This window comes from Protofrankia sp. Cj5 (assembly GCF_917627405.1).
GTDB lineage: Bacteria > Actinomycetota > Actinomycetes > Frankiales > Frankiaceae > Protofrankia.
Genome location: NZ_CAKJTO010000012.1, coordinates 1 through 20937, shown reverse-complemented (window position 1 = coordinate 20937; position 20937 = coordinate 1). Strand labels below are relative to the sequence as shown.

General features: G+C 69.2%; 17 protein-coding genes. 6 read left to right on the top strand and 11 right to left on the bottom strand.

What is annotated here, in order from left to right; translation table 11 throughout:
- Positions 1-51 precede the first annotated feature (51 nt).
- The 4 genes from thrS to MJ777_RS04710 all read right to left on the bottom strand — a co-directional run bounded on the left by thrS (position 52) and on the right by MJ777_RS04710 (position 3517).
- Positions 52-2019 (bottom strand): threonine--tRNA ligase, encoded by a 1968-nt coding sequence (gene thrS / locus MJ777_RS04725; RefSeq protein ID WP_370652646.1) that lies wholly within the window; start codon positions 2017-2019, stop codon positions 52-54.
- Between the two features lie 267 nt (positions 2020-2286).
- Positions 2287-2679: a type II toxin-antitoxin system VapC family toxin gene (locus MJ777_RS04720; RefSeq protein ID WP_239310171.1), complete on the bottom strand. Its 393-nt coding sequence runs from the start codon at positions 2677-2679 to the stop codon at positions 2287-2289.
- Positions 2676-2954: a type II toxin-antitoxin system Phd/YefM family antitoxin gene (locus MJ777_RS04715; protein ID WP_239310172.1), complete on the bottom strand. Its 279-nt coding sequence runs from the start codon at positions 2952-2954 to the stop codon at positions 2676-2678. The genes MJ777_RS04720 and MJ777_RS04715 overlap by 4 nt, the downstream gene beginning before the upstream one ends.
- Positions 2955-3076: 122 nt before the next feature.
- On the bottom strand, positions 3077-3517 hold the full coding sequence (locus tag MJ777_RS04710; RefSeq protein WP_239373462.1) for a hypothetical protein: 441 nt from the start codon (positions 3515-3517) through the stop codon (positions 3077-3079).
- Positions 3518-3848: 331 nt separating this feature from the next.
- On the opposite strand from MJ777_RS04710, the gene MJ777_RS04705 reads away from it, so the two are divergent.
- The 3 genes from MJ777_RS04705 to MJ777_RS04695 all read left to right on the top strand — a co-directional run bounded on the left by MJ777_RS04705 (position 3849) and on the right by MJ777_RS04695 (position 9820).
- Positions 3849-5681 carry a glycoside hydrolase family 15 protein gene (locus MJ777_RS04705; RefSeq protein WP_239373461.1) on the top strand — a complete coding sequence of 611 codons (1833 nt, stop codon included), beginning with the start codon at positions 3849-3851 and terminating at the stop codon, positions 5679-5681.
- Positions 5682-5779: 98 nt separating this feature from the next.
- Positions 5780-7063 carry an L-2-hydroxyglutarate oxidase gene (locus tag MJ777_RS04700; protein WP_239373460.1) on the top strand — a complete coding sequence of 428 codons (1284 nt, stop codon included), beginning with the start codon at positions 5780-5782 and terminating at the stop codon, positions 7061-7063.
- Between the two features lie 240 nt (positions 7064-7303).
- Positions 7304-9820, top strand: coding sequence for a G8 domain-containing protein (locus MJ777_RS04695; protein WP_239373459.1), 2517 nt, complete (start codon positions 7304-7306; stop codon positions 9818-9820).
- 83 nt (positions 9821-9903) lie between these two features.
- Here the strand turns inward: MJ777_RS04695 and MJ777_RS04690 are convergent, their stop codons facing one another.
- The 5 genes from MJ777_RS04690 to MJ777_RS04670 form a co-directional block, all read right to left on the bottom strand.
- Positions 9904-10791 carry a 2-dehydropantoate 2-reductase gene (locus MJ777_RS04690; RefSeq protein WP_239373458.1) on the bottom strand — a complete coding sequence of 296 codons (888 nt, stop codon included), beginning with the start codon at positions 10789-10791 and terminating at the stop codon, positions 9904-9906.
- Positions 10792-10834: 43 nt separating this feature from the next.
- Entirely contained in the window at positions 10835-11137 is a 303-nt protein-coding gene (locus tag MJ777_RS04685) for a hypothetical protein (protein WP_239310178.1), read from the bottom strand.
- The gene (locus MJ777_RS04680) at positions 11124-11354 is read right to left on the bottom strand and encodes a hypothetical protein (RefSeq protein WP_239310179.1); all 231 of its coding nucleotides are present in this window, start codon (positions 11352-11354) and stop codon (positions 11124-11126) included. Before MJ777_RS04680 ends, MJ777_RS04685 begins: the two co-directional genes overlap by 14 nt.
- A 159-nt stretch (positions 11355-11513) precedes the next feature.
- Positions 11514-12206 carry a hypothetical protein gene (locus MJ777_RS04675; RefSeq protein ID WP_239310180.1) on the bottom strand — a complete coding sequence of 231 codons (693 nt, stop codon included), beginning with the start codon at positions 12204-12206 and terminating at the stop codon, positions 11514-11516.
- Positions 12207-12569: 363 nt separating this feature from the next.
- A complete protein-coding gene (locus MJ777_RS04670; protein ID WP_239310181.1) occupies positions 12570-13928 on the bottom strand; it encodes a S1 family peptidase in 1359 nt (452 codons plus the stop codon).
- Positions 13929-14644: 716 nt separating this feature from the next.
- Between MJ777_RS04670 and MJ777_RS04665 the strand changes: the two genes are divergently transcribed.
- The 3 genes from MJ777_RS04665 (at position 14645) to MJ777_RS04655 (ending at position 18736) form a co-directional block, all read left to right on the top strand.
- The gene (locus MJ777_RS04665; RefSeq protein WP_239310182.1) at positions 14645-15856 is read left to right on the top strand and encodes an aminotransferase class V-fold PLP-dependent enzyme; all 1212 of its coding nucleotides are present in this window, start codon (positions 14645-14647) and stop codon (positions 15854-15856) included.
- Positions 15857-15950: 94 nt separating this feature from the next.
- Positions 15951-17972, top strand: a complete 2022-nt coding sequence (locus MJ777_RS04660) for a hypothetical protein (protein WP_239373456.1) — start codon at positions 15951-15953, stop codon at positions 17970-17972.
- 122 nt (positions 17973-18094) lie between these two features.
- A complete protein-coding gene (locus MJ777_RS04655) occupies positions 18095-18736 on the top strand; it encodes a response regulator transcription factor (protein ID WP_239313527.1) in 642 nt (213 codons plus the stop codon).
- A gap of 249 nt (positions 18737-18985) precedes the next feature.
- On the opposite strand, the gene MJ777_RS04650 is transcribed toward MJ777_RS04655, so the two are convergent.
- Positions 18986-19753 (bottom strand): hypothetical protein, encoded by a 768-nt coding sequence (locus MJ777_RS04650; protein ID WP_239373454.1) that lies wholly within the window; start codon positions 19751-19753, stop codon positions 18986-18988.
- 102 nt (positions 19754-19855) lie between these two features.
- A partial coding sequence (locus MJ777_RS04645; protein WP_239373452.1) for a hypothetical protein occupies positions 19856-20937 on the bottom strand: 1082 nt, incomplete at its 5' end.

Here is a 20937-nt window from a genome sequence, read left to right as displayed (position 1 = left end):
CCCGGCACCGGCCGTAGCTGGCTGGTGCGCTGTTTCGCCGCTATTCCGTCGCTATTCCGTCGCGGCTTCCCGCCGCAGGTAGCCGGACCCCACGAGGCTTTTTACCCGGACCTGCTCCCGCACCTGGTCAACGAATGTGTCTATCGGCATACGCTCCTCCTTGCCGGAGCGGTACCGCACGGACACCGACGAGTCCGCCACCTCCTGTCGGCCGACAACCACGACGAACGGGATCTTTCGCGTGATCGCGGTCCGCACCTTCGCGTTGAGCCGATTGTCACTCACGTCGACATCAGCCCGCAGGCCCGCCTGGAGGAGCCTGTCCCGCACCTCGTTCGCGTAACTCAGCAGCTCGTCGGAAATCGGGATGACCCGGACCTGCTCTGGCGCCAGCCACACGGGAAAGAGCCCGCCGAAGTGCTCTATCAAATATGCGACGAATCTCTCGTGCGAGCCGAGCGGGGCTCGGTGGAGCACGACCACCGACTTCTCCGACCCGTCGGAGTCGTGGTAAGTGAGCCCAAAGCGGTCGGGCGTATAGAGGTCGACCTGGTTGGTCGAGGCCGCGAACTCCTTACCCGTCACAGAACGGATCATGAAGTCGACCTTCGGGCCGTAATGCGCGGCCCCACCGATTTCCTCGACGTACGGAATCTCGGATTCCTCCATCGCCTCTCGCGTGATCCGCTCGGCATCCGCCCACATCCGCTCATCGTCGTGGTACTTCGCCGTGTTCGACGGATCGCGCAATGCCAGGATCATATAGAAGTCGGTGATGCCGAGCGTCCGGTAATAGTCGGCATGCATCCGCATGACCTCGAGAAACTGATCCTTCGCCTGCTCGGCGGTGCAGTAGATGTGCGCGTCGTTCTGGGTGAAACCACGCGCCCGCATCAGTCCGTGCAGCTGCCCGCTCCGCTCAAAGCGGTAGACCGTGCCGTACTCGGCCAGTTTTATCGGCAGCTCGCGATAGCTGTGCGGCCGCGCCTTGTAGACCATGTGATGGTGCGGGCAGTTCATTGGCTTGAGATAGTAGTTCTCACCCTCAATGTCGATGGGCGAGTAGAGGTCTTCGTTATAATACGGCAGATGCCCCGAAAGATAGTAGAGATCCTCTCGGGTGATATGCGGGGTCACTATCCGCTTGTACCCGAGCTGCCGCTCGGTTTCGCGCGCCCATCCCTCGAGCTCGTCCCGGATGATCGTGCCGTTTGGCAGCCAGAGCGGCAGCCCCTTGCCGATCTCCTTGCTGAACGCAAACAGATCCAGGTCCTCGCCGAGGCGGCGATGGTCGCGCCGGGCGGCTTCCTCCTGCATCCGAAGGTAATCCTTGAGCGCCTCGCGCGTCGGCCAGGCGGTCCCGTAGATGCGCTGGAGCTGGGGGTTCTTCTCGCTGCCCCGCCAGTATGCGGCGGCGCTGCGGGTGAGCGTGAAGGCGGGAATCAGTCTCGTGCTCGGCAGGTGCGGACCGCGGCACAGGTCAGACCAGCAGACCTTGTCCGTCACCCGGTCTATGTTGTCGTAGACAGTCAGGTCACCGCCGCCGACCTCCATGACCTCGCCAAGATCAAGACCGCTCTTGACGTCGATCAGCTCCAGCTTGTAGGGCTCGTCGGCGAGCTCGGCCCGCGCCGCCGCCGGAGACAGGAACACGCGCCGCCGGAAGAGCTGGCCGGCCTTTACGATCTCGCGCATGCGCTGCTCGATACGATCGAGGTCTTCTGGCTGGAATGGCTTCAGGACGTCGAAATCGTAGTAGAAACCATTCTCGATCGGCGGGCCGATGCCGAGCCTGGCTTTGGGGAAAAGTTCCTGGACCGCCTGGGCGAGGACGTGCGCGGTCGAGTGCCGCAACACGCGCAGCCCGTCCGGGCTGGACATCGGCACCGCTTCGACGTCGAGATCGGTGTCGGGAGCCCAGTCGAGATCTCTCAGAACGCCATCAGGACTCCGGACCACGACGATCGCGTTGGGCCCGACGAGCGGCAGTTTCGCAGCGGCGATCGCCTGGGCAGCCATCGTCCCGGCCGGGACGACGACGCGCTCGGCCACGGCTTCGGGACGAGATGCAGGCACTTCGAAGTCTCCTTGGATCGGTTTGGACCGGTTTGGATCAGGTACAGCCGAGACATGCTGTGACAGCCGCTGTCCATAGCCTAGAGGCTGGGTAACGTATCTCCGCCGCGCGGCACCCGGGACGGTGCCTGGCGCAGGTCGAGGTGGGACCCCTGCCCTGCGCCGCGGCCACCCACCGCGTGGCTCGGGTCCGCTCAGGGCGTCGCGCCGTCAGACGGGTGCGCGAACCGGGAGGCCCTGCTCCCCTGCCGCGGAAGCCAGCCGCCTGTCGTAGGTGACGAAGCCGTCCAGCCCGTTCCCCAGGTAGAGGGCCGTCGCGAGATGGATGGCGTCCAGCGAACGGAGCCCGACGCCGGGAAGCCGGCTGGCGGTCTCGACGACGGCGTGCGCGATGTCCACCCGTCCGACCCGGGTAAGCAGCAGGTCGGCATCGGGGAGCAACGACGGATCTTCGCGCAGCACGGCCCGCCTGGTCTCCACAACCAGAAGCACACTGGAGACCAGCGGCATCCCGCGCCGTGCGGTGAGGAAATCTCGCAGCGCGGGCGTCTCCTGTTCGGCCCGGACCAGCTTCACGAAGGCCGATGTGTCAAGGTAGATCACCAGCGCTCTTCGTCCCGCAGCTCTTCCACGACGGCGGACAACGGTCGGGTACCGACAGGCGCGGCGGGCGGCGGTAGGAGGTCCAGAATGCTTCCGACCGCGGGCTCGTAGTGGCCGGCGGCGACAAGCCGATCCAACGGCGATCCTGCGTCGGCGGGCACGAGGTAGGCCACCAGGACGCCCCGGTCGGTCACCGCGACCCGCTGGCCGCTGCTGGCCAGGGCCACATAGCGGGACGCGTGCTGGCGCAGCTCACGAATACCGATCGATTCCATACCCCAATGTAGCACCCATGTGCTACACATGACACCCGCAAACCCCGACAGAGGCAGAGCTTCCCCGCTTCACGCTCCCCTCATCCATGCGCCATATCCAGCCGGCGCAGGTGCCCGACGGGTTACTCGCCAGCCGTGAACTCGCTGATGCCGATCACGTTGGGCTGGGCGTGCACGCATCGATAGATCATGGCTTTGTCCGCTGGCGAGGCGTACGTGACGTTGTAACGCAGCGGGTACACGCGGCTGGACTGGGCCGTGTTGTGATCACGTGCCTCCTGGACGGCCTGGCCAGCTGTGGGGCACGCGGCGCGGACCGCGTCCTTCTGCGCGTCCGTGGCGGTGGGGGTGAAGTAAACCACCGCCTCGATCCGTGGCGGTGGTCCGGCGACCGAGGCATACACGCCAAAAGCGGCCAGTGCGGCGAACGCCAGCCCGCCCAGCAGCACCCAGCGCCGGTGACGCCGGTCGACGAGGGCCCGAGCCAACCGCGCCGCGGCCGGCTCGGGTGAGCGCCGGGCCCTCGCCCGTGGAGCGGTGTCCGGGACGTCCTGCGAGGTCACGAGCCTCCTTCGGACGAGATCAGGCAGAAACGATAGCGGTTGGGGTGGCCGGTTAGGATGGTCAGCTGGGGTCGGCAGCGGCGCAGCGACAATCCTGATCTTGATCCGTCACCGGATCGCCACCAGTACGGCGTGCCCCTAACTTAGCCGTTTCGATGAGGCCTTAAGGTAAGCGCTCTTGCCCGCGCAAACGCGAGCGATGTTCATCACACCGACCTGTCCAAGCCGGCCAGGGACGACGTGAGCATGGGGGACCAGCGGGGATCGCGAGGCGATCTGTCGGGACGGCCTCCTCGCGTCGTCGCAGGCCCCAAGAAACCCCGGAGAGACCGTGCCCTCCCGTATCGAGGACTACGCGGTGATAGGCGACACCCATTCGGCCGCGCTGGTCTCCAGGGACGGCTCGATTGACTGGCTGTGCCTACCGCGGTTCGACTCGACCGCCTGCTTCGCCGCGCTGCTCGGCGATGAGGACTCCGGTCACTGGAAGATCGCTCCGGTCGGTCCCGTGCTCGCGGTGAGCCGCCGCTACCGGGGCGACACCCTTGTCCTGGAAACCGACATGACCACGGCGACCGGAACCGTGCGCATCGTCGACGCCATGTACCCGAGGTCAGGCGAGCACATCGTGCTGCGGCTGGTCGAAGGCATCGAGGGGAACGTGCGGATGCGCAGCGAGACCCGCATCCGGTTCGACTACGGCTCGATCGTCCCATGGGTGCGGCGGCTGGATGACCACACGATCGTCGCGGTCGCCGGGCCGGACGCGGTCACCCTGCGTACCACCGCGCCGATGGAAGGCCATGACATGGCCACCTACGCGGAGTTCACCGTCTCCGCTGGCCAGTCCGTGCCGTTCTCCCTGACCTGGTGCCCCTCGCACCGGCCGGCGCACACCCTGATCGACGTCCGTCGGGCGATCGACCTCACCGAGTCGTGGTGGGCGGAGTGGATGGCCGGCTGCACCTACGACGGGCAGTGGCAGGAGGCGGTCCGGCGTTCCCTGATCACCCTCAAGGCGCTGACGTACGCGCCCACCGGCGGCATCGTCGCCGCGGTCACCACGTCGCTGCCGGAGATGATCGGCGGCGTCCGCAACTGGGACTACCGTTACTGCTGGCTGCGCGATGCCACCATCACCCTGCTCGCGCTGCTCGATGCCGGGTTCACCAGCGAGGCCACCGCATGGCGGGAGTGGCTGCTGCGCGCGGTGGCCGGTGACCCCTCTCGAGTACAGATCATGTACGGGGTCGGCGGTGAGCGCCGGCTCACCGAATACGAGGTGCCGTGGCTGCCCGGCTACGAGGGCTCCGCGCCCGTCCGGGTCGGCAACGGCGCCGTCGAGCAGTTCCAGCTGGACGTCTACGGCGAGGTGCTCGATGCGCTGCACGTGGCCCGGATGGCGACCGATGTGGACGGTCACGACGACTCCTGGGCCCTGCAGACCAAGCTGATGGACTTCCTGGAGACCGGGTGGCGCAAGCCCGACGAGGGCATCTGGGAGGTGCGCGGGCCACGGCGGGACTTCGTGCACTCCAAGGTGATGGCCTGGGTGGCGGCCGACAGAGCGATCAAGGGCATCACCGAGTCGGGCCTGCCCGGACCGCTGGAGCGCTGGAGCGCGCTGCGAGCCGAGATCCACAACGAGGTCTGCGTCCGTGGCTTCGACGCCGACCGCGGCACCTTCACGCAGTTCTACGGCTCCACCGAACTGGACGCGGCTCTGCTCTACATGCCGCTGGTCGGCTTCCTGCCCGCGACGGACCGACGGGTCGTGGGCACCGTGACCGCCATCGAACGCGAGCTCATGGAGGACGGCTTCGTCCTGCGCTACCCGACCGCCCCCGACGGTGCCGTGGACGGGCTGCCCGCTGGTGAGGGCGCGTTCCTGGCCTGTACCTTCTGGCTCGCCGACAACTACGCGCTGTCGGGCCGGGTCCACGAAGCCCAGGAGCTGTTCGAGCGGCTGCTGGCCCTGCGTAACGACGTAGGGCTGCTGGCCGAGGAGTACGACCCGCGGCTGGGGCGCATGGTCGGCAACTTCCCCCAGGCGTTCAGCCATGTGCCGCTGGTCAACACCGCGCGGACGCTGACGGACGCGCTTCGGGGCATGCCGCGCTCCCGCACCGACCGGGCATACCCTCCCGGCCACTTCTTCGGGTAGCCGGCAGGGATCCACCAGGGCGAACCACCCGTCCACATCCGCCGATACTGGGTACGGGCCACACCAACCGTGGCAGACAACCAAAGGGGGCAGCACACGTGGCGGGTCAGGTCGCGGTCATCGGCGGTGGGATTGTGGGGCTGGCAGTGGCCCGGCGGATCGGGCAGGCCGATCCGGGCGTGACCGTCACGGTCTTCGAAAAGGAGCACGACGTCGCCTGCCATCAGACCGGGCATAACAGCGGGGTGGTTCACGCCGGGCTCTACTACCAGCCCGGCTCGCTGAAGGCGACCCTGTGCCGGCGCGGTGTCGCGCTGCTGAAGGAGTACTGTGCCGTCCACCGCATCCGCTACGACGAATGCGGCAAGATTGTCGTAGCGGTCGACGACAGCGAGCTGGACAGGCTCGCCGACATCGCCGACCGGGCGCGCGCCAACGGCGTCCCGGGCACGGCCATGCTGGACGCGGACGGCCTGCGTCGCTACGAGCCGCATGCCCGTGGGGTGGCCGCGCTGCGCTCCCCCACGACCGCGATCGTGGACTACCAGGCCGTGGCCCGTGCGCTGCGTGACGACGTGCGGGACGCGGGCGGGTCGGTCCGCACCGGCGCCGAAGTCGTATCCGTCGACGACCGCGGTGACGGTGTCCACCTGGGCCTGCGGGTGCGGGGGACGGCCCGGGTGGCCCCCAACGGAAACCACGCGACCGCGTCGAGGGCTGGCGGCACGGTGACGGAGGTGTCCGAGACGGCCGGGCCGTTCGGCCTCGTCATCGCCTGCGCGGGGCTACAGTCCGACCAAGTCGCGAGGCTCACCGGCGAGGATCCCTCACCGCGGATCATCCCCTTCCGGGGCGAGTACTGGCTGCTGCGACCGCAACGCCGGGAGCTGGTACGAGGGCTGATCTATCCGGTGCCGGACCCGCGGTACCCCTTTCTCGGCATCCACCTCACCAGGCGGGTGGACGGCGAGGTCCTGGTCGGCCCGAACGCGGTGCTCGCGACCGCCCGGGAAGGGTACACAGCCCTGGCCGTCGATGGATCGGACCTGCGTCAGACGATCGCCTGGCCAGGCTTCCACAAGATGGCCCGCACGCACTGGCGGACCGGGGCGCGCGAGATCCTGTGGACGGCCAGCCGACGCGCGTTCGTGGCACAGGCCCGCCGGTATGTCCCGCAGCTGCGGGCCGCCGATGTCGTCAGGGGTCCCGCGGGCGTCCGCGCGCAGGCGGTCGCCCGCGACGGCGGCCTGGTGGATGACTTCGTGCTGTCGATCCGCGGACGGATCGTGCATGTGCGTAACGCACCGTCACCAGGTGCCACTGCGTCACTGGCGATCGCCGAGCACATCGTGAGCAAGGTCGTCGCGGAACCGGCCGCGTAAGAGCGACTGGCAATAGGGGACGCGGGTCACCCGGCCGCCACCCAGTGCGTGGCGCCGCAACCGTGGCTCGATCCCAAAACGGTGCCTTTGGCCTGTTGGTCTATCATGATGCTCATGGTCACGTTACGTGATCGGGGGGGCAGTCAGAACGTCGACCGGTTACCAAATGTAAAGTAGGGAAGTAGCCAGATGTTCCCTGTTCTTGGCGGACGCCGCCGATTCAGCCGGCGCCGAACGAGGATGACGGCGGCCGGTGTCGCCATTATCGGCCTGCTGTCCGCGCTCGCGGCGTGTCAGAATCCGACCGCTCCGACAAGCCCGACCGCCAGCCGCAGCCCCGACGCCACCGGCGCGTCCACCACCGTGTCGGAGGGTGTCGCGACAGTACCGGTGCCACCGGCCCAGCCCGGGATCGCCCCACCCGACTTCAGCACCTTCGCCAAGTGGAGTGATCCCGCGACGTGGGGGGGCACAGTCCCCGCCGCCGGTGCGGTCGTCACGGTCGCGGCGGGTCGACGGATACTCGTCGACGTCGACGTACCCAAACTGGGAGGCTTGGAGGTCGACGGCGACCTCGCCTTCGCGGACCGGCCGACGACGCTGCGCACGGCCTACATCATGGTGCACGGAAGCTTCTGGATGGGCACCGAAGGTGCCCCGCTCACCAGCGCCATCAGGCTCATCCTCGACGGGCGCCCGACCGACAACACGATGGGTATGGGCGCGGACGTCCTGGGCTCGATGGGTGGCCGCATCGAGATCCACGGCAGGGATTCCGGCCATACCTGGACGAAACTGTCACAGACGGCCAACGCTGGCGCCACCACTCTTTCGCTCATCGACCCCGTGTCGTGGCGTACCGGCGATCTGATCGTCGTCGCCTCCTCCGACCTCGACGTGAACCACAAGGAACGTGTCACGGTCGCCGGGGTCTCCGCGGACGGCAGAACAATCACGATCGACAGGCCGCTGGCCCACCGGCACGCGTCGATAGTCACCGCCCAGACCTCCGGCGGCGAGACCCGCTCGGTCGAGGAGCGGGCCGAGGTCGGCCTGCTGTCGCACAACATCGTCATCACCGGCCCGGATAACGCGGCGGCGACGAAGTTCGGCGGCCATGTCATGATCATGAAAGACGGCACGCTGCGCATGTCGAACACCGAACTCGACCACATGGGCCAGTTCGGCGTACTCGCCCGCTACCCGATCCACTGGCACTGGGCCGGCGACCAGAGCGCCTCGCTGGTGGACAACGTCAGCATCATCGACAGCTTCAACCGCATGGTCACCATCCACCGGAGCAACAACGTCCATGTCAACGGCGTGGTGGCCGATGAGACCTACGGCGCCGGCTTCTTCCTCGAAGATCGCGTCGAGGAAGGGAACGTACTGACCAACAACCTGGTGATGGGCGTCCGTCAGGTCCCGGCGGGTACCAGGCCGCTACGCGCGTCGGACCAGATCCCGTCGGAATTCTGGATCACCGATCCGAACAACATCCTGAGCGGCAACTCCGCGGCCGGCGGTGACGGCGTGGGTATCTGGTACGACTTCGACATGAACGCGGTCGACCCCGGCAACGCCAGCGACGACGCGATCCACGACGCGGTCGACAAACCGTTCGGTCTCAACCAGAACAGCACCGCCCACTCACACACCATCCACCCCGCCGACTTCCCGGCGGAAGGCGTCCCGGGTTCGGGCATCAGCGTCGAGGCCTACAACGGTGACTTCACCCGGCGCGGCCGGATGATCAATCCGAACGTGTGGAAGAACGAGGGCTTCGGACTGTGGATCGACGGTGCGCTCACGACCGACAACCCGACCGCCGCGAACAACAGCATCGCCCTCAACTGCCAGGACACCGCCATCAACAACGGCCTGCTCATCGGCAACAACACCGCCAACACCGGTACTGAGACAGGGCATATCCAGGCGCTGATCCGCTTCTATCACGGCCAGTGCGACACGAACGGGACCTGGCTCGCCAACTTCAAGCAGGCCGCCGGAGCGGATCCCGGGCTCGCGGCCATCAGCGACATCGGCGCGAGCACCTGGGACGCGACCAACCGGGTGAAGGGGCTGAAGTTCTTCGGCGACGGGTACCGCACCCTGTTCGCCAGCAACAGCCCGTACTTCGAAGCGGCGGAATCCGGCCACTCACACTGGTTCGCCGACCTCGACGGTTCGGTCAAGGGTGACGGAGTACCGGCGATCATCCACAACGACTCCGCGCTGCTGCGGTCACCCACGGACAGGACCATCTACAGCCGAGTCGGTCCGGATTACTTCCAGGGCGCGGACTTCGGCACCTGGAGCCCGCTCGACCGTGGCTTCATGCGCCTGCGCTTCGGCCTGGTCGACGACCACTGGACGTGGAAGCGCGCCGACGGCGTCACCGGCTACAGCGGCACCGTCGGCGTGGTCGAAGGCCAGCGCTACCAGGTGACCCCACCGTCCGGGGGAACGCTCAGCTCGCTCGACTTCGACATCCACGGGACCGATCCGGGTTTTGTCGACCTGGTCATCCCCTGGGCGGGCAGGTCGGCCCCCAGGGCCGGCTTCAAGTTCTGGGGCCAGGACGTCCCGGTGAAGATGGCGTCCAGCGTCGCCACCGTCGGCAAGGACGGTCAGTACTTCGTCTCCGGCGGAAACCTGTATCTGCGTATCGAGGTCGGCGGGACGGGCGTGACGTTCGGCAACGGCGGTGACCTGCGCAGCCTGTCCAACGCGGACCAGTACTGGACCATCAGGTAACGGCTCTGATCTCCGGGTACGCGACCAGATCTGGCCGTGTACCCGGAGCCGCGGGGCTTCTCCCAGTGACCCGGCTCAGTGGCTCAGTGGCTCAGCGCGGCGTCGCTGATGGCCGCCAGCAGCGGGAGGATGTGCGCCGACACCACGGTGGGGACACCGTGCTCGGCGCCGATACGCACCACCGCACCGATCAGAGCCTCGTGTTCCAGCGGGCGCCCCGCCAACCGGTCGTAGAGCATCGATGTGCCCGACCCGGCGGGCTGGTCACGCAGCCGCTCGATGATCAGTTCCGGCAGCTCGTCGGCAACGGCCGCACCGTCGGCGTGGGCGACAGCGACCGCTTCACGCATGATGGTCACCGCGAGCCGGGCCATGTCGTCCCGGCGCAGCACCTCCAGGCGCCGGCCGGTCAGCGCTGTGAGCGAGTTCGCCGCGGTGTTGGCGGTCAGTTTCGTCCAGGCCTCGACGGCGAAGCCGTCCACCGGTCGCACCAGCCCCGCGCTGGGCAGAACCCCGGCGAACCGGTCGGCGAGGGCGCCGGCCGGAACATGCAGGAAGCCGTAGTTGCGGTGCTCGACCACACCGGGCGCGACCGGTTCGGCGTTGATGTAGACGACGGTGGGGAGCACCCGCTCCGCGGGTACCACCGCCGCGACCCGCTCGGCCTGTCGGACACCGTTCTGGGCGATCACGACGACGGTGTCCGGACCGACCAGCCGGGTCAGCCAGGTGAGTGCCGCCGCGTTCTGATGGGCCTTGGTCGCCAACAGCACCCAGTCGACGGGCCTGGCATGCTCGGGGCTGGTCCAGACGGGCAGGTCGGCGCGGAACACCCCGTCAGGGCCCCGGAGCACCAGTTCGCCGAACCGCCGGCGCACGCAGAGCTGTACGTCAGCCCCCGCGGCCGCCGCTCGGGCGGCGAAGAACCCGCCGACCGCACCCACGCCCACGACCGCCAGCCGTCCCGCCATTGTCGTCGATCAGCCCATTTCCGTCATCAGGGGCCTGCTACCCTCAGTGCCCCAGGACGCGGCACAGGATCTGGTCGACACGCAGCCACGCGTCTTCGGAGATCGGGCCAAGAGAGTGGGACAGGGCCGAGGTCGGCAGCCAGGCGACCAGCTCGGGCAGGACGGTGCCGGGGATCGGGTCGGCGATGCAGGCGTCAGCGGCGTAGTCGTCCTGTGGCAGCGGGTCACCCGGGATGACCGGGCAGACGATCACCCGTCCGGTGCCGGCGTTGTTGTACATGTCCGCGGAGACGATCAGGGCATGGGCGAGGACATCGACGCGTGCCCACACCTCACCCTGCCGCACGCCGCAGTTCCTCCAGCCGGGTGTACTCGGCCACCAGGTAGCTCGCGGTGACGCCCAGCGCGGCGTTGCGCTGCCGCTGGCGGGCGAACCGAGCGGTCCAGATCGACTCGGCCAGCGTCTTGTCCACCCACGCCGACAGCGTCATGCCGGCGGCGGTCGCCGCGGCGCGAGCGTGCTGGAGGGTCCCCGCCCGCACGGACACGTTTAGGTTCGGCATGCCACACACCCTATGACGCAGCATCACACGGTCCCGGCGGGGTGGCGGCACACCTGCGGAGACGCAGACGCGGTGACCACAACGGCCAAGTAGCCATGGCGCCCGCGCCACAGGCGCGGGGCGACCCGTCGCTGTCCCGCTCGCGAGCATCCGGAATGATCATTTGGCCAGCATCTGCTCGACGACCGTCAGCGCAACCGCGTGGAAGCCGGTTGGGGCCGCGCGGGCATACGAGTTGCTGCCCGGGATTTCCGCGAGCGGGCCGTGGTATGGCTCGGTGGGCAGGTCCGTGATGTCCCAACAGCCGGCCGAACTGAAGATCACCTGATCGTGGACGACCGGGGCGATGCGCAGGACAGGCCCGACCGCGGTGCCCGTCTGCCGCGCTGGCCAGGCGATGGCGAACAGACGCCCGTCCGTGCCCCATAGCGCGCCCGCGTCCGCGCCGGGGATCGGCCCCACTGCCCCGCTGGCGCTGCCGATCCAGCCCGTGCTGTCCGAGGTGATGACCGGGCCGCTGAGAGTCCGCACGGAATGCATGATCATTTGATGGAACGTCTGCCCGTCGATGACGGTCTCACCGGTCAGCGAGCCGCTGGCGACAAGCACTGACGCGCCGCGCTGCCCCGCTATGGCCAGCGTCTGTCGCAGGGAGAGCGACACGCAGCCGTTTGCCGCGGCCCGCGTTCCTGCCGCGCTCGGCTGGGCGGTCGTGGCCGGCCGGGGTGGCGTTGCCCATGTCTGCGGCACCGCGGCCAAGATGACGAGGACAGCCCCGGCCAGACCGCCGATGACGAGGGCGCGGTTGCGGCGCTGCCGCCGGGTGCGGAAGCTCGGGTGGAGGGCGGTCATGACAGCGCCCGGATCGGTGTCCTCCTGGGCGCGGGATGCCAGGAGCTGTTCGAGGTCACCGTGCTCGCTCCTTGGTCGCGGCAGGCCACGGTGCGGCGGGGGCGGGGGCGGGGGCGGGGGCGGGGGCGGGGGAAGGACGCGGGCGCGCCGCACCGGGTGCGCGGACAGCCGAAGAGCTGGGCGATCCGCTCGCCGGGTTCAGCCAGGAGGTGGCGGAGCATCGCGGTCCTTCCCCTGCCTGGGGGATGTCAGACCTGATTATAACGTTATAACGCCGTTACCCCACCTCATTCTTGCGGGACGAACGATCAGTGATCGCTACAAAACGCCGATACACCGCCTGATTGTCGGGGGCGGCCGGTGTCACCCGGTCCGCAGTGACGCGCCCGGGATGCTGTTGACGACCGTCCGCATGGACGAGAAAAGCACGTTCGTGCTGCACTTGTTGCCTCCCGCGTCGTACACCGCGCCGCAGGCGGAGCCTGTCATGCCCGAGCCCAGAAAACCCTGTATCATTCCGGCCGCCCGGACCTGCCCGGACGACGTACTCGCGAGCGAGATCACCGGACCGCCGCTGTCACCCTGGATCTGCGCGATCGCACCGCTCGACTGCTGGACACCTTCGATGGTCGAAAACGACCCACTACCATCATTGAATGACACCAACAGGTTTGTGACCTTGATGTTACAATGCTCGCCGGAGTTACCGCCACCCGTGCACACGAAGTCGTTGACGCCCAGGTCAGCGTAGCCTATGACGGTCTTCCAGAAGTTATTGGAATTGTATGCCCCGTCGAATGCCAAGGCCGCCCCGGTAGCGCTCAGCACCCGGCCGCCGCCGTCCGTGGAGGTGCGCACGCCGGTCCCGTACCTGTTCGACGCGGCTCGATCCTGATAGTCGTCCGCGCTGCAGTGACGTGCGGTCGTCGTGTTGGACGTCCCGCCGAGGTTGACAGCGAACCCGCTGGAACAGGTGTGTCCGGTGGAGGGGCTGAGCATGTATCCACCCGCGTTGAACGGTGCGAAGTCGTCGTCGCGGCCAGTGCTCGTGTCAGCGCTGACACCTGGTGTGACATGCACCGGTACCCCCATGACCGCCGTAGCCCGCGACCGCACCTGCGGTGCGCGCCGCTCCGCTGGGGCCGCGGTGTAGGTCCCGTTGACGGTGATATCGTCATCCGTCGCCCCGACGGCGGCGATGAATGAAATCTTGAACCCGGCCCATTCGCCCGCGGCCGCCTGCTGCCAGATCTCGTTGGTAGCCGCGCGGATCTGCCGCAAGCTGTGTGCGCGCCGCTGAACGGACACCGCGATGCCACGCCGCTCGCCCTCTTTGACAATCGCTGACAGCAGGGACGTGTGGGGACCGTACCACATGATGGTGATCGCCTTGCGCGCCAGGTCGTCGATTGAGCCGACATAGCCACTGTCAGCGAAGCCTGCCTGGTCGATCATCCAGGACCTGAAAACGGAGAGCGCTTCCTGGTTACTGATGGTCGTGGCCCCCACGGTCTGGATGAACGCCCGGGTGACCGCGTCACCTCTCGCGCCCGGCAGCCCCGATGCCGTCTCGGCGCCGGTGGCGACCGCGCCCGCCGTGGCCGTCGCACCGAGCTGCACGGTGAAAGTGGCTAACGCCAGGAGAGCGGCCAGCGCCGCGGTGAGTTTCCCGCGCCGCGCGCCGGCCCTCCTTACCGACTTCCTGACCGGATCGTTTCGCATCGTCGTTCCACCCTTCCCGGGTAATGGGGCGGCCTGGCGGGAGGCCCACGGACGCCTGTGCGCATGAACAGGAGAAGCGGCTCGGTGAAAGCTGTACGCCGCCAACGAGAAACACAGCCGCTGGAGCGGAAAAATTCATCGCCGCAGATCAGCGGACTACAGAGCCGCGGCCAGCCGGCCTTCCCCTGACGACCACGACGGCCGGGAACGCTGATAATCGTCACCCGACGGGGCGGGACAAACACCGGGGAGGCAGTGCCGTATGCCAGCTGACATGAACGTCGACTCCAGTCAGTCCAACCAGAAAGACCGCGCACAGCGCGGCGCCAGTACGGATAATTGAGTTACCGGAAAATCGAGCCGTGGGACAAGCGAGTTGTACACGCCCATCCGTTAGCATTGAAAGGCACCGGACAGATACTGCCAGCAAGCATCCGCACGCACACCACATCAATCGCAGAGTTGTTAATCTGTAGATATTTTCTACAGCCGGCCGCTGCGCTAGTGCGCGACCGGGGATAGCGGCCAAGATCTCCACGGATATGGAAACCCGCAGGTAGCGGCACAAAGAACGCCTGTCATCCGCACACTCTTTTGTATTCGATCTTTCCCCGGACGATGCCGGCGGCGTCAGCCGCAAGAAGCAGCCGCTCAACGCGCGGAACAGGGCGGGCTCCGGGTTGGGCTCAGGGCGCATCGATGCGACGCTCACCCGCGTGAGACTTCCGGGCCTGCCGGCAACACCCTTCGAGCGGTTGGCTGCGCGCTGGCAAGCCGCCCGCGACAGCAGTGAGATCATTCATCTCGATGCGGCCGGGTGCGCGCGGATGAGCCGGGCCACCATCGCCGCCACAGGGGCCTACCTGGCGGAGGAGAGCCGGGCCGGCGGGTACGTCGCCGAGATCCGCCACAGCGAGCCGTTGGCACAGCTACGCGCGGATCTCGCGAACCTGCTCGGCCCTGATCTGTCGGCCGGCGACGTGGCCTTCCACCACTCGGCGTCCACCGCGTTCGCCGCGCTTGTCGACGCCTGGCCGCTGCCCGCCGGTGGCCGGATCGGTGTGGTGCCCGGCGAGTTCGGGTCCAACGCGATGGTGCTGGCCGCGCGGGCGGCCCGTGACGGCATCGACCTGATCGACCTGCCGGTGGACGGCTACGGGCGGATCGACCTCGATGCCCTGGACCGCCACGGCCCCGCCGGCCTTGACCTGGATCTGGTGACCTTCCCGCACGTGCCCTCCCAGCGCGGGATCGTCCAGCCGGCCGCCGAGGTCGCCGCGCGCGCCACCGCCGCGGGTGTCCCGCTCCTGCTGGACGTCGCGCAGTCCCTGGGGCACGTACCCACGGTCGGGCTGGGCGCGGCAGCCTATGTCGGGACGTCCCGCAAGTGGCTGTGCGGGCCGCGGGGGGTGGGCGTTCTCGCCATCTCGGAACAGATCATCGAACGGCTGGTCGCACCGGCCCGCTGCCTGCACACGGCGAGCTGGGACGGGCACGGACCGCCCGTCCCGCTGACCGGCATCGCCGCGCTGGGGATCGGCGAGTCTGCCGCGGCTGCCAGGGTGGGTCTCGCGCGCGCCGTGGGCGAGCTTGTCGATGCCGGGACGGCGGCGGTGTCGGGGCGGATCGCGGCGCTCGGGACGCTGGCACGGCGGCGGCTTGACGGGCTGGCCGGCTGGCGGGTGGGTGAGCCGCTGGCCGAGCCCAGCGGAATCGTCACGCTCGTCCCGCCGCCCGGGGTGGATCCGCACGCGGTCCGCGACCGCCTTTACGCCGAGGCTGGCATCCTGACCAGCGCTTTCGCAACCAGCCGCGCCCCCCGGGAGATGACCGGCCCGCTCCTGCGCGCAAGCCCGCACGTATACAGCGACCCAGCCGAGATCGAGGCCCTCGCGGACGCCCTGGACAGGTTCACGCGGACCCGCTGACAGCCACCGGCAACGCGTCGTGGAAGCTGAATGTCACGTTTGCTGAAATAGCAGGCGTTGTAGCCAGACCTGACCGGCTGAGGACGGCGTGACCATGCCAGCTGACGCACCGCCGCCTGCCCCGAAGGGCTTCGCCCTCCTGTCGCACGGCGCGGTCATGGTCCGGGCGGCCGTGCTGTTCCGTGTCCTCACTGGTGTGTTGGGCCTCGCGCAGGTCGCGATCTGGTGGTCGTGGACCTGGTCGCACCCGTGGACGCTCGCCGGCCCGCTCGCCGCGGCCGCCTGGGCCGTGCTCGTCGTGATCTTTCTCACCCGTCATGGCCTCGACCCGCGCGCCAGCTTGCTTGAGCTCGCCCTGGCCGGACCGCTGGCCTGCTTCGGCGCGCTGATGATCCCGCCCACGACGGTTGGGGACGCGGCCAACTGGGTCTACGTCACTGTCGGCGGAGCCACCGTGACGGCGGCGTGGTGCCTGCCGGTGCGGGCCGCGGTGCCGGCCGTCACGAGCGTCGCGGCGGCGTACTGGGCGGGTGCGGCCATGGTGGGGCCGTCCGGGCCGGCCCCGGGGGTGCCGGCCCGCTCCGTGGTGCTGCTCGCGGTCATCACGACAGCCTGGGCGCTTACCGTACGGACCGCCCGCGCCCATGCCGTCGATGCCGACGTCGACCTCGCCGCAGCAATACGCCGGTACCGGATCGCAACGATCGTTCGCTCCCGGGCACAGGACCGCCGGGAGCAGGAACGCCTTGTTCACGACACGCTCGTCAACACCCTCACCGGAATCGCGATGGGCGCCGTTCACCCCACCGGCCCGGCCGGGGCGGGGGGGACCACGGCGGTGCCCACCGCCGATGTCCGCGCCCGCTGCGCACGTGACCTGTCCGTGCTGGAGGCGTTCCTGGCCCGGGGGACGCCTGGGGACAGCGCCGCCGGTACCCACGGCGGGCACGACCTGCCGGCAGCGGCCTGGGACGCCGGACAGGCCGAGCGGGCGGCGCTCACCCGTGACAGCGGCCGGCTCATCCGCACCCGCTACGAGACCGGGCTGGCCCGCGGTGTTGCCGTCTTCGTCCTCTGCTGGCACGCGGCGGTGCTGCTGCCGGCTGTCACCATGATGAGCAGTTACCGCTGGCCGGCGCTCTCGCTGGCGCTATGGCTCACGCTGGCGGTTCTCGCCGTGGCCACCGCCACCGTCCTGCTCCGGCGAGGTCTGCGGGGCTGGGAGTCCGCCGCTTTGCTGACCACCGCGGTGCTCACGGAACTTCTGGTCGGCCTGACCTGCCGTGGCTACAACGTGGTCGGTTTCGCCAACTGGGCACTGCTCGGTGCCGGTTGGCTGCTGGTGGCGACGGCGGCGAGCCGCCCAGTCAGGGAGGCCCTGCTCGGTACCACGGCCGTGACGGTTGTGGCTGGCGTGCTGGCCCTGCGTGAGGTCGGCCCGGGGCCGCTGGCGCTCACCCGGTTGGCCGCGGTGGCCTGGGGGCTGTGGGTCCCGCCGCTGGCGGTCATGGTGGTTCGCCGTGCCATGGCCGCGGCTGGCCCGACCGTCGCGCGGATCGTGGCCACCGAGGCTGAGCTGAACGCGCTGGAGATCTCCGCCGTAACGGTCCGGGCCGACCGCGCCCGCCGCTGGGACATGCTTGCGACCCGTACGCTGCCGCTGGTCCAAGCGATCGCGGACGGTCTGCTCGACCCGGCGGACGAGGCCGTGCGCAGCCGCTGTGCCGCCCAGGCCGCGACCTTGCGCCGGATGATCACCGGTACAACCGTCCTGGACCTCGAGCATGTGATCGCCGTCGCTGAGCGCCGGGGCCTGCGGATCGAGACCCAGCTGCTCGGAGATCTCAGCGCTGTACCGGCCGGGGCCCGCAGCGCGATAGCCCGCATGGTCGACGAGTCCCTCGCGTCCGTGGCCGCCGGCCGAGTCCTGCTGACCGTGCTTGGCGGCAGCGACGAGGCCCAGGTGTTCGTGTCGTTTCCGGCCTCTCCCACCTCTCCGGCCTGCGCGCGGGCCGTCCGGGCCATCGGCGTGGGCGACCGGATGGAGGGCCATCTCGACGCGTTCACGGACACGGCGGACGGACGCGGCTCCCTGGAACTGCGATGGAGCCGATGAGGACACTCGCCACCCCTGTTGCCGGTCGCTCTTAACCGATCCGAAGGGACCAAGATGTTCGAAAGGGTGACGTGGCAGGCCCTGCCAGGCCCCGGGGCCCGAGCCCTTGCAGCGCGGATCTAATGATCTCCGTCGCGGCCGTCGATGATCATCCGATCGTCCTGCACGGGCTTGAGGGACTACTCGCGGCGACACCCGACTGCACACTCGTGGCCAAGGCCACCACCATGGCGGAACTGCTCGCCGGCCCGGGAAGGCACGCCGACGTCGTCCTGCTCGACCTCGACCTCGGTGATGGCAGCACCGCGCCGGACAACATCCGGCAGCTGATCGACACCGGCCCCGCCGTGGTGGTGTTCAGCGCGACAGCGGCGCCGGCCGCTGTCCGCGAGGCCATCCGTGCCGGTGCGTACGGTTTCGTGCCGAAGACCGAAACCGTTGATGATCTAGCCACGGCTATCCGGGCCGCGGCGGCCGGAAATGGCTGGGTATCGCCCCAGCTCGCCTTCGTCCTGTTCACCGACGACGCGCCGGATCGCCCGGCGCTGTCCGCACAGGAGCGCGAGGCGCTGCGGCTGTACGCGGGCGGGATGCCCATGAAGCTGGTGGGCAAACGCATGAACGTGGGGACCGAGACCGCCAAGCAGTACATCGAACGGGTCAGGATGAAGTACCGCAAGGTCGGCCGCGACGCGACAACAAAGATCGACCTGTACCGTCGGGCGGTGGAAGACGGCCATCTCAGGCCCGACAGCGCCGGCTGACCCCACGCCCACCCGCCCCGCCAGAGAGCTGGGCGGACCCGCGGCATGCCGTGTCCTGAGCCCATCCGTCGCCCGTGCCGTCAGGCCGCGTCCCACCCCGCCCCCCGTCTCAGGGTGGAAACGCGCGCCATTCGGGGCCGCTGAGCGACCGTCACCCAGCTTGGCCCGGATGCCACGCGGTGTCATGACCCCACAGCTCAGGACGAAAGGACCCCCATCTGGGGGACGGCCCTGTCAGGGATAACCCTGTCAGGGACGGCCGCGGCGTGACCCGAAGCGGGCGAACAGCGAACCGCCGACAACGGCAAAGCCGCCGAGAAGCGTGATCCACAGACCTGGCCCGACCCGGACCGACATGCCAAGATCCAGACCGGCCGGCCGGGTGCCACGCAGGAGCTGGAACAGGTCGAGCATCGCCATAAGAACGATCATGGACCCGGTGACCGCGGCGAGGATCCAGAGCAGGCCGCTTCGCGCACGGACCATCAGCGTCCCGCCGAGAACGGCGGACACGACACCGAACAGCAGCGTCGTCGCGCCGTACTGCTCCGCGTCGGTGCCCTTGACCGAGATCTCGATCAGCCCGAAAGCGCTCACGGTAGCCCACGTCATGAACGAAGCGAGGGCTGTCGCGGCACCGGCGGCAAGCACCACCAAGCCGCCGAGCGTTCGGCTCAGGCCCGGCCCGCCACCGGCTGTTCTCGCGTCGGCCCCCAGCGGCGCGCCCCACAGCTGATGTTCTCCAGCGCTCGCCAGCTCATTCGGGACGTCCCAAGCGTCCAGCGCGGCCACGGCGACGCAGTCCGCCGGCGGCGGGCCATCGTCGGATCGGGCCCAGCGCGGATCGGCCGTACGGGCCATTGCCGCGCGCCTTTCCGCTCGCCACCGCCGTGCCTGCTCGTGTCCGCGGTCCTCGCCAGTGGGTCGGGATTGCGGGCCGCCGGCATCGGTCTCGCCGCTCCAGTCAGCGATGCGCTCGGTCGGCGGCCCCCATGGACTGCGATCCTGTTCGGACACGCCTTCCTCCCTGTACGGTCAGCTGCCGCGGGCCGGCCATGGCGCCAGCCGCCCCGCGGAGCTGACTGACCAACCAGCCGGCCAGTCATGATCCTTGGATGTTCACCGCCGGATCACGCGCGCGGGCCGCAACAGCCAGCTACCAACAAGCGCGACCAGCCCGGCAACCAGGGTCAGGACGACGCCGGGCCCGGGAACAACGCTCATCTGATCAGCGGAAATGCCACGGAAGGATGCCAGCGGCGGCGGCCCCGCGATGATGTCCATCGTGGACAGCACCGTGACCCCGGCCGCGAGCACCCGCGCAACCACCCCATCCGCTGCCCCCGCCGGACGCCCGAACAGGCGCGCGAAGCCGATCATCAACAGGACGACACCGACAACCAGTGTCACACGACCGTCGCCAACCGTCAGCCCCGAAAAGGTACGGGTCTCCGCCCCGCTGCTCAGCGTGCTCCACGGCAACACCGCGCCCGCTCCGGTGACCGCGCCCGCCGTACCGACGACGAGGCCGGCGAGCCGGCCGGCCCTGGCCGGCCGCGGCGGCGGCACAGCCCAATCCGGATCAACGATGCCACGCTCGATGCCCAGCGGCGGTTCGGCAGCCACACCGCTGGCAGGGGCGTCCTCGGCAGCGCTCTCCCGAGCATCGGCATCCCAGCCGGCACGCTGCCGGGCAACGGCAGGCTCGGCCGAAAGGAGCTGCCCAGATCTCCCTGCCGGGGCTCGCAGCCGCGCCTGGGGCAGCTCACCGGCCCGGCCGTCGAGGCTCATGTCCGGGGCTGCCGCAGCCGGCTCCCATCCGCCGGCCGGTCCGGCGCCAGGCTGGCCGGCTTCCGCCGGAGCACGGAAAGGACCACGATCGCGCTCCCGTGGGCCGCTGGTGGGAGCGGGCGGCTCGGCGGTACGCCCGTGGTACCCGAACACCGAGTCGGCACTGGGATACGCCGGCCGGTGCCCGACCGGGCCTCGCTGCACCCCGCCCGGCTCGGCGGACGGAGCGGACGGAACGTCGAAGTCCCGATGCTGCGGAAATGGGTACAGGGTGTCACGCCCCTGGACCGGGCGGGACGCCTCGGGCCGGTCGGCCACGGCTGGCCGCTGCCCGCCTGACGGCCGTGGCCGCTCATCCGGGCCCGGTGGCCGCGCGGCGTGCGCGCGCTCCGGCGCGGGCCCCGGCGGCC

Coding starts and splice junctions, on each gene's coding strand:
- thrS (WP_370652646.1), bottom strand. CDS start 2,019: ATGGCTGCCCAGGCGATCGCCGCTGCGAAACTGCCGCTCGTCGGGCCC.
- MJ777_RS04715 (WP_239310172.1), bottom strand. CDS start 2,954: ATGGAATCGATCGGTATTCGTGAGCTGCGCCAGCACGCGTCCCGCTAT.
- MJ777_RS04695 (WP_239373459.1), top strand. CDS start 7,304: ATGACGGCGGCCGGTGTCGCCATTATCGGCCTGCTGTCCGCGCTCGCG.
- MJ777_RS04690 (WP_239373458.1), bottom strand. CDS start 10,791: ATGGCGGGACGGCTGGCGGTCGTGGGCGTGGGTGCGGTCGGCGGGTTC.
- MJ777_RS04680 (WP_239310179.1), bottom strand. CDS start 11,354: ATGCCGAACCTAAACGTGTCCGTGCGGGCGGGGACCCTCCAGCACGCT.
- MJ777_RS04675 (WP_239310180.1), bottom strand. CDS start 12,206: ATGACCGCCCTCCACCCGAGCTTCCGCACCCGGCGGCAGCGCCGCAAC.
- MJ777_RS04670 (WP_239310181.1), bottom strand. CDS start 13,928: ATGCGAAACGATCCGGTCAGGAAGTCGGTAAGGAGGGCCGGCGCGCGG.
- MJ777_RS04660 (WP_239373456.1), top strand. CDS start 15,951: ATGCCAGCTGACGCACCGCCGCCTGCCCCGAAGGGCTTCGCCCTCCTG.
- MJ777_RS04655 (WP_239313527.1), top strand. CDS start 18,095: ATGATCTCCGTCGCGGCCGTCGATGATCATCCGATCGTCCTGCACGGG.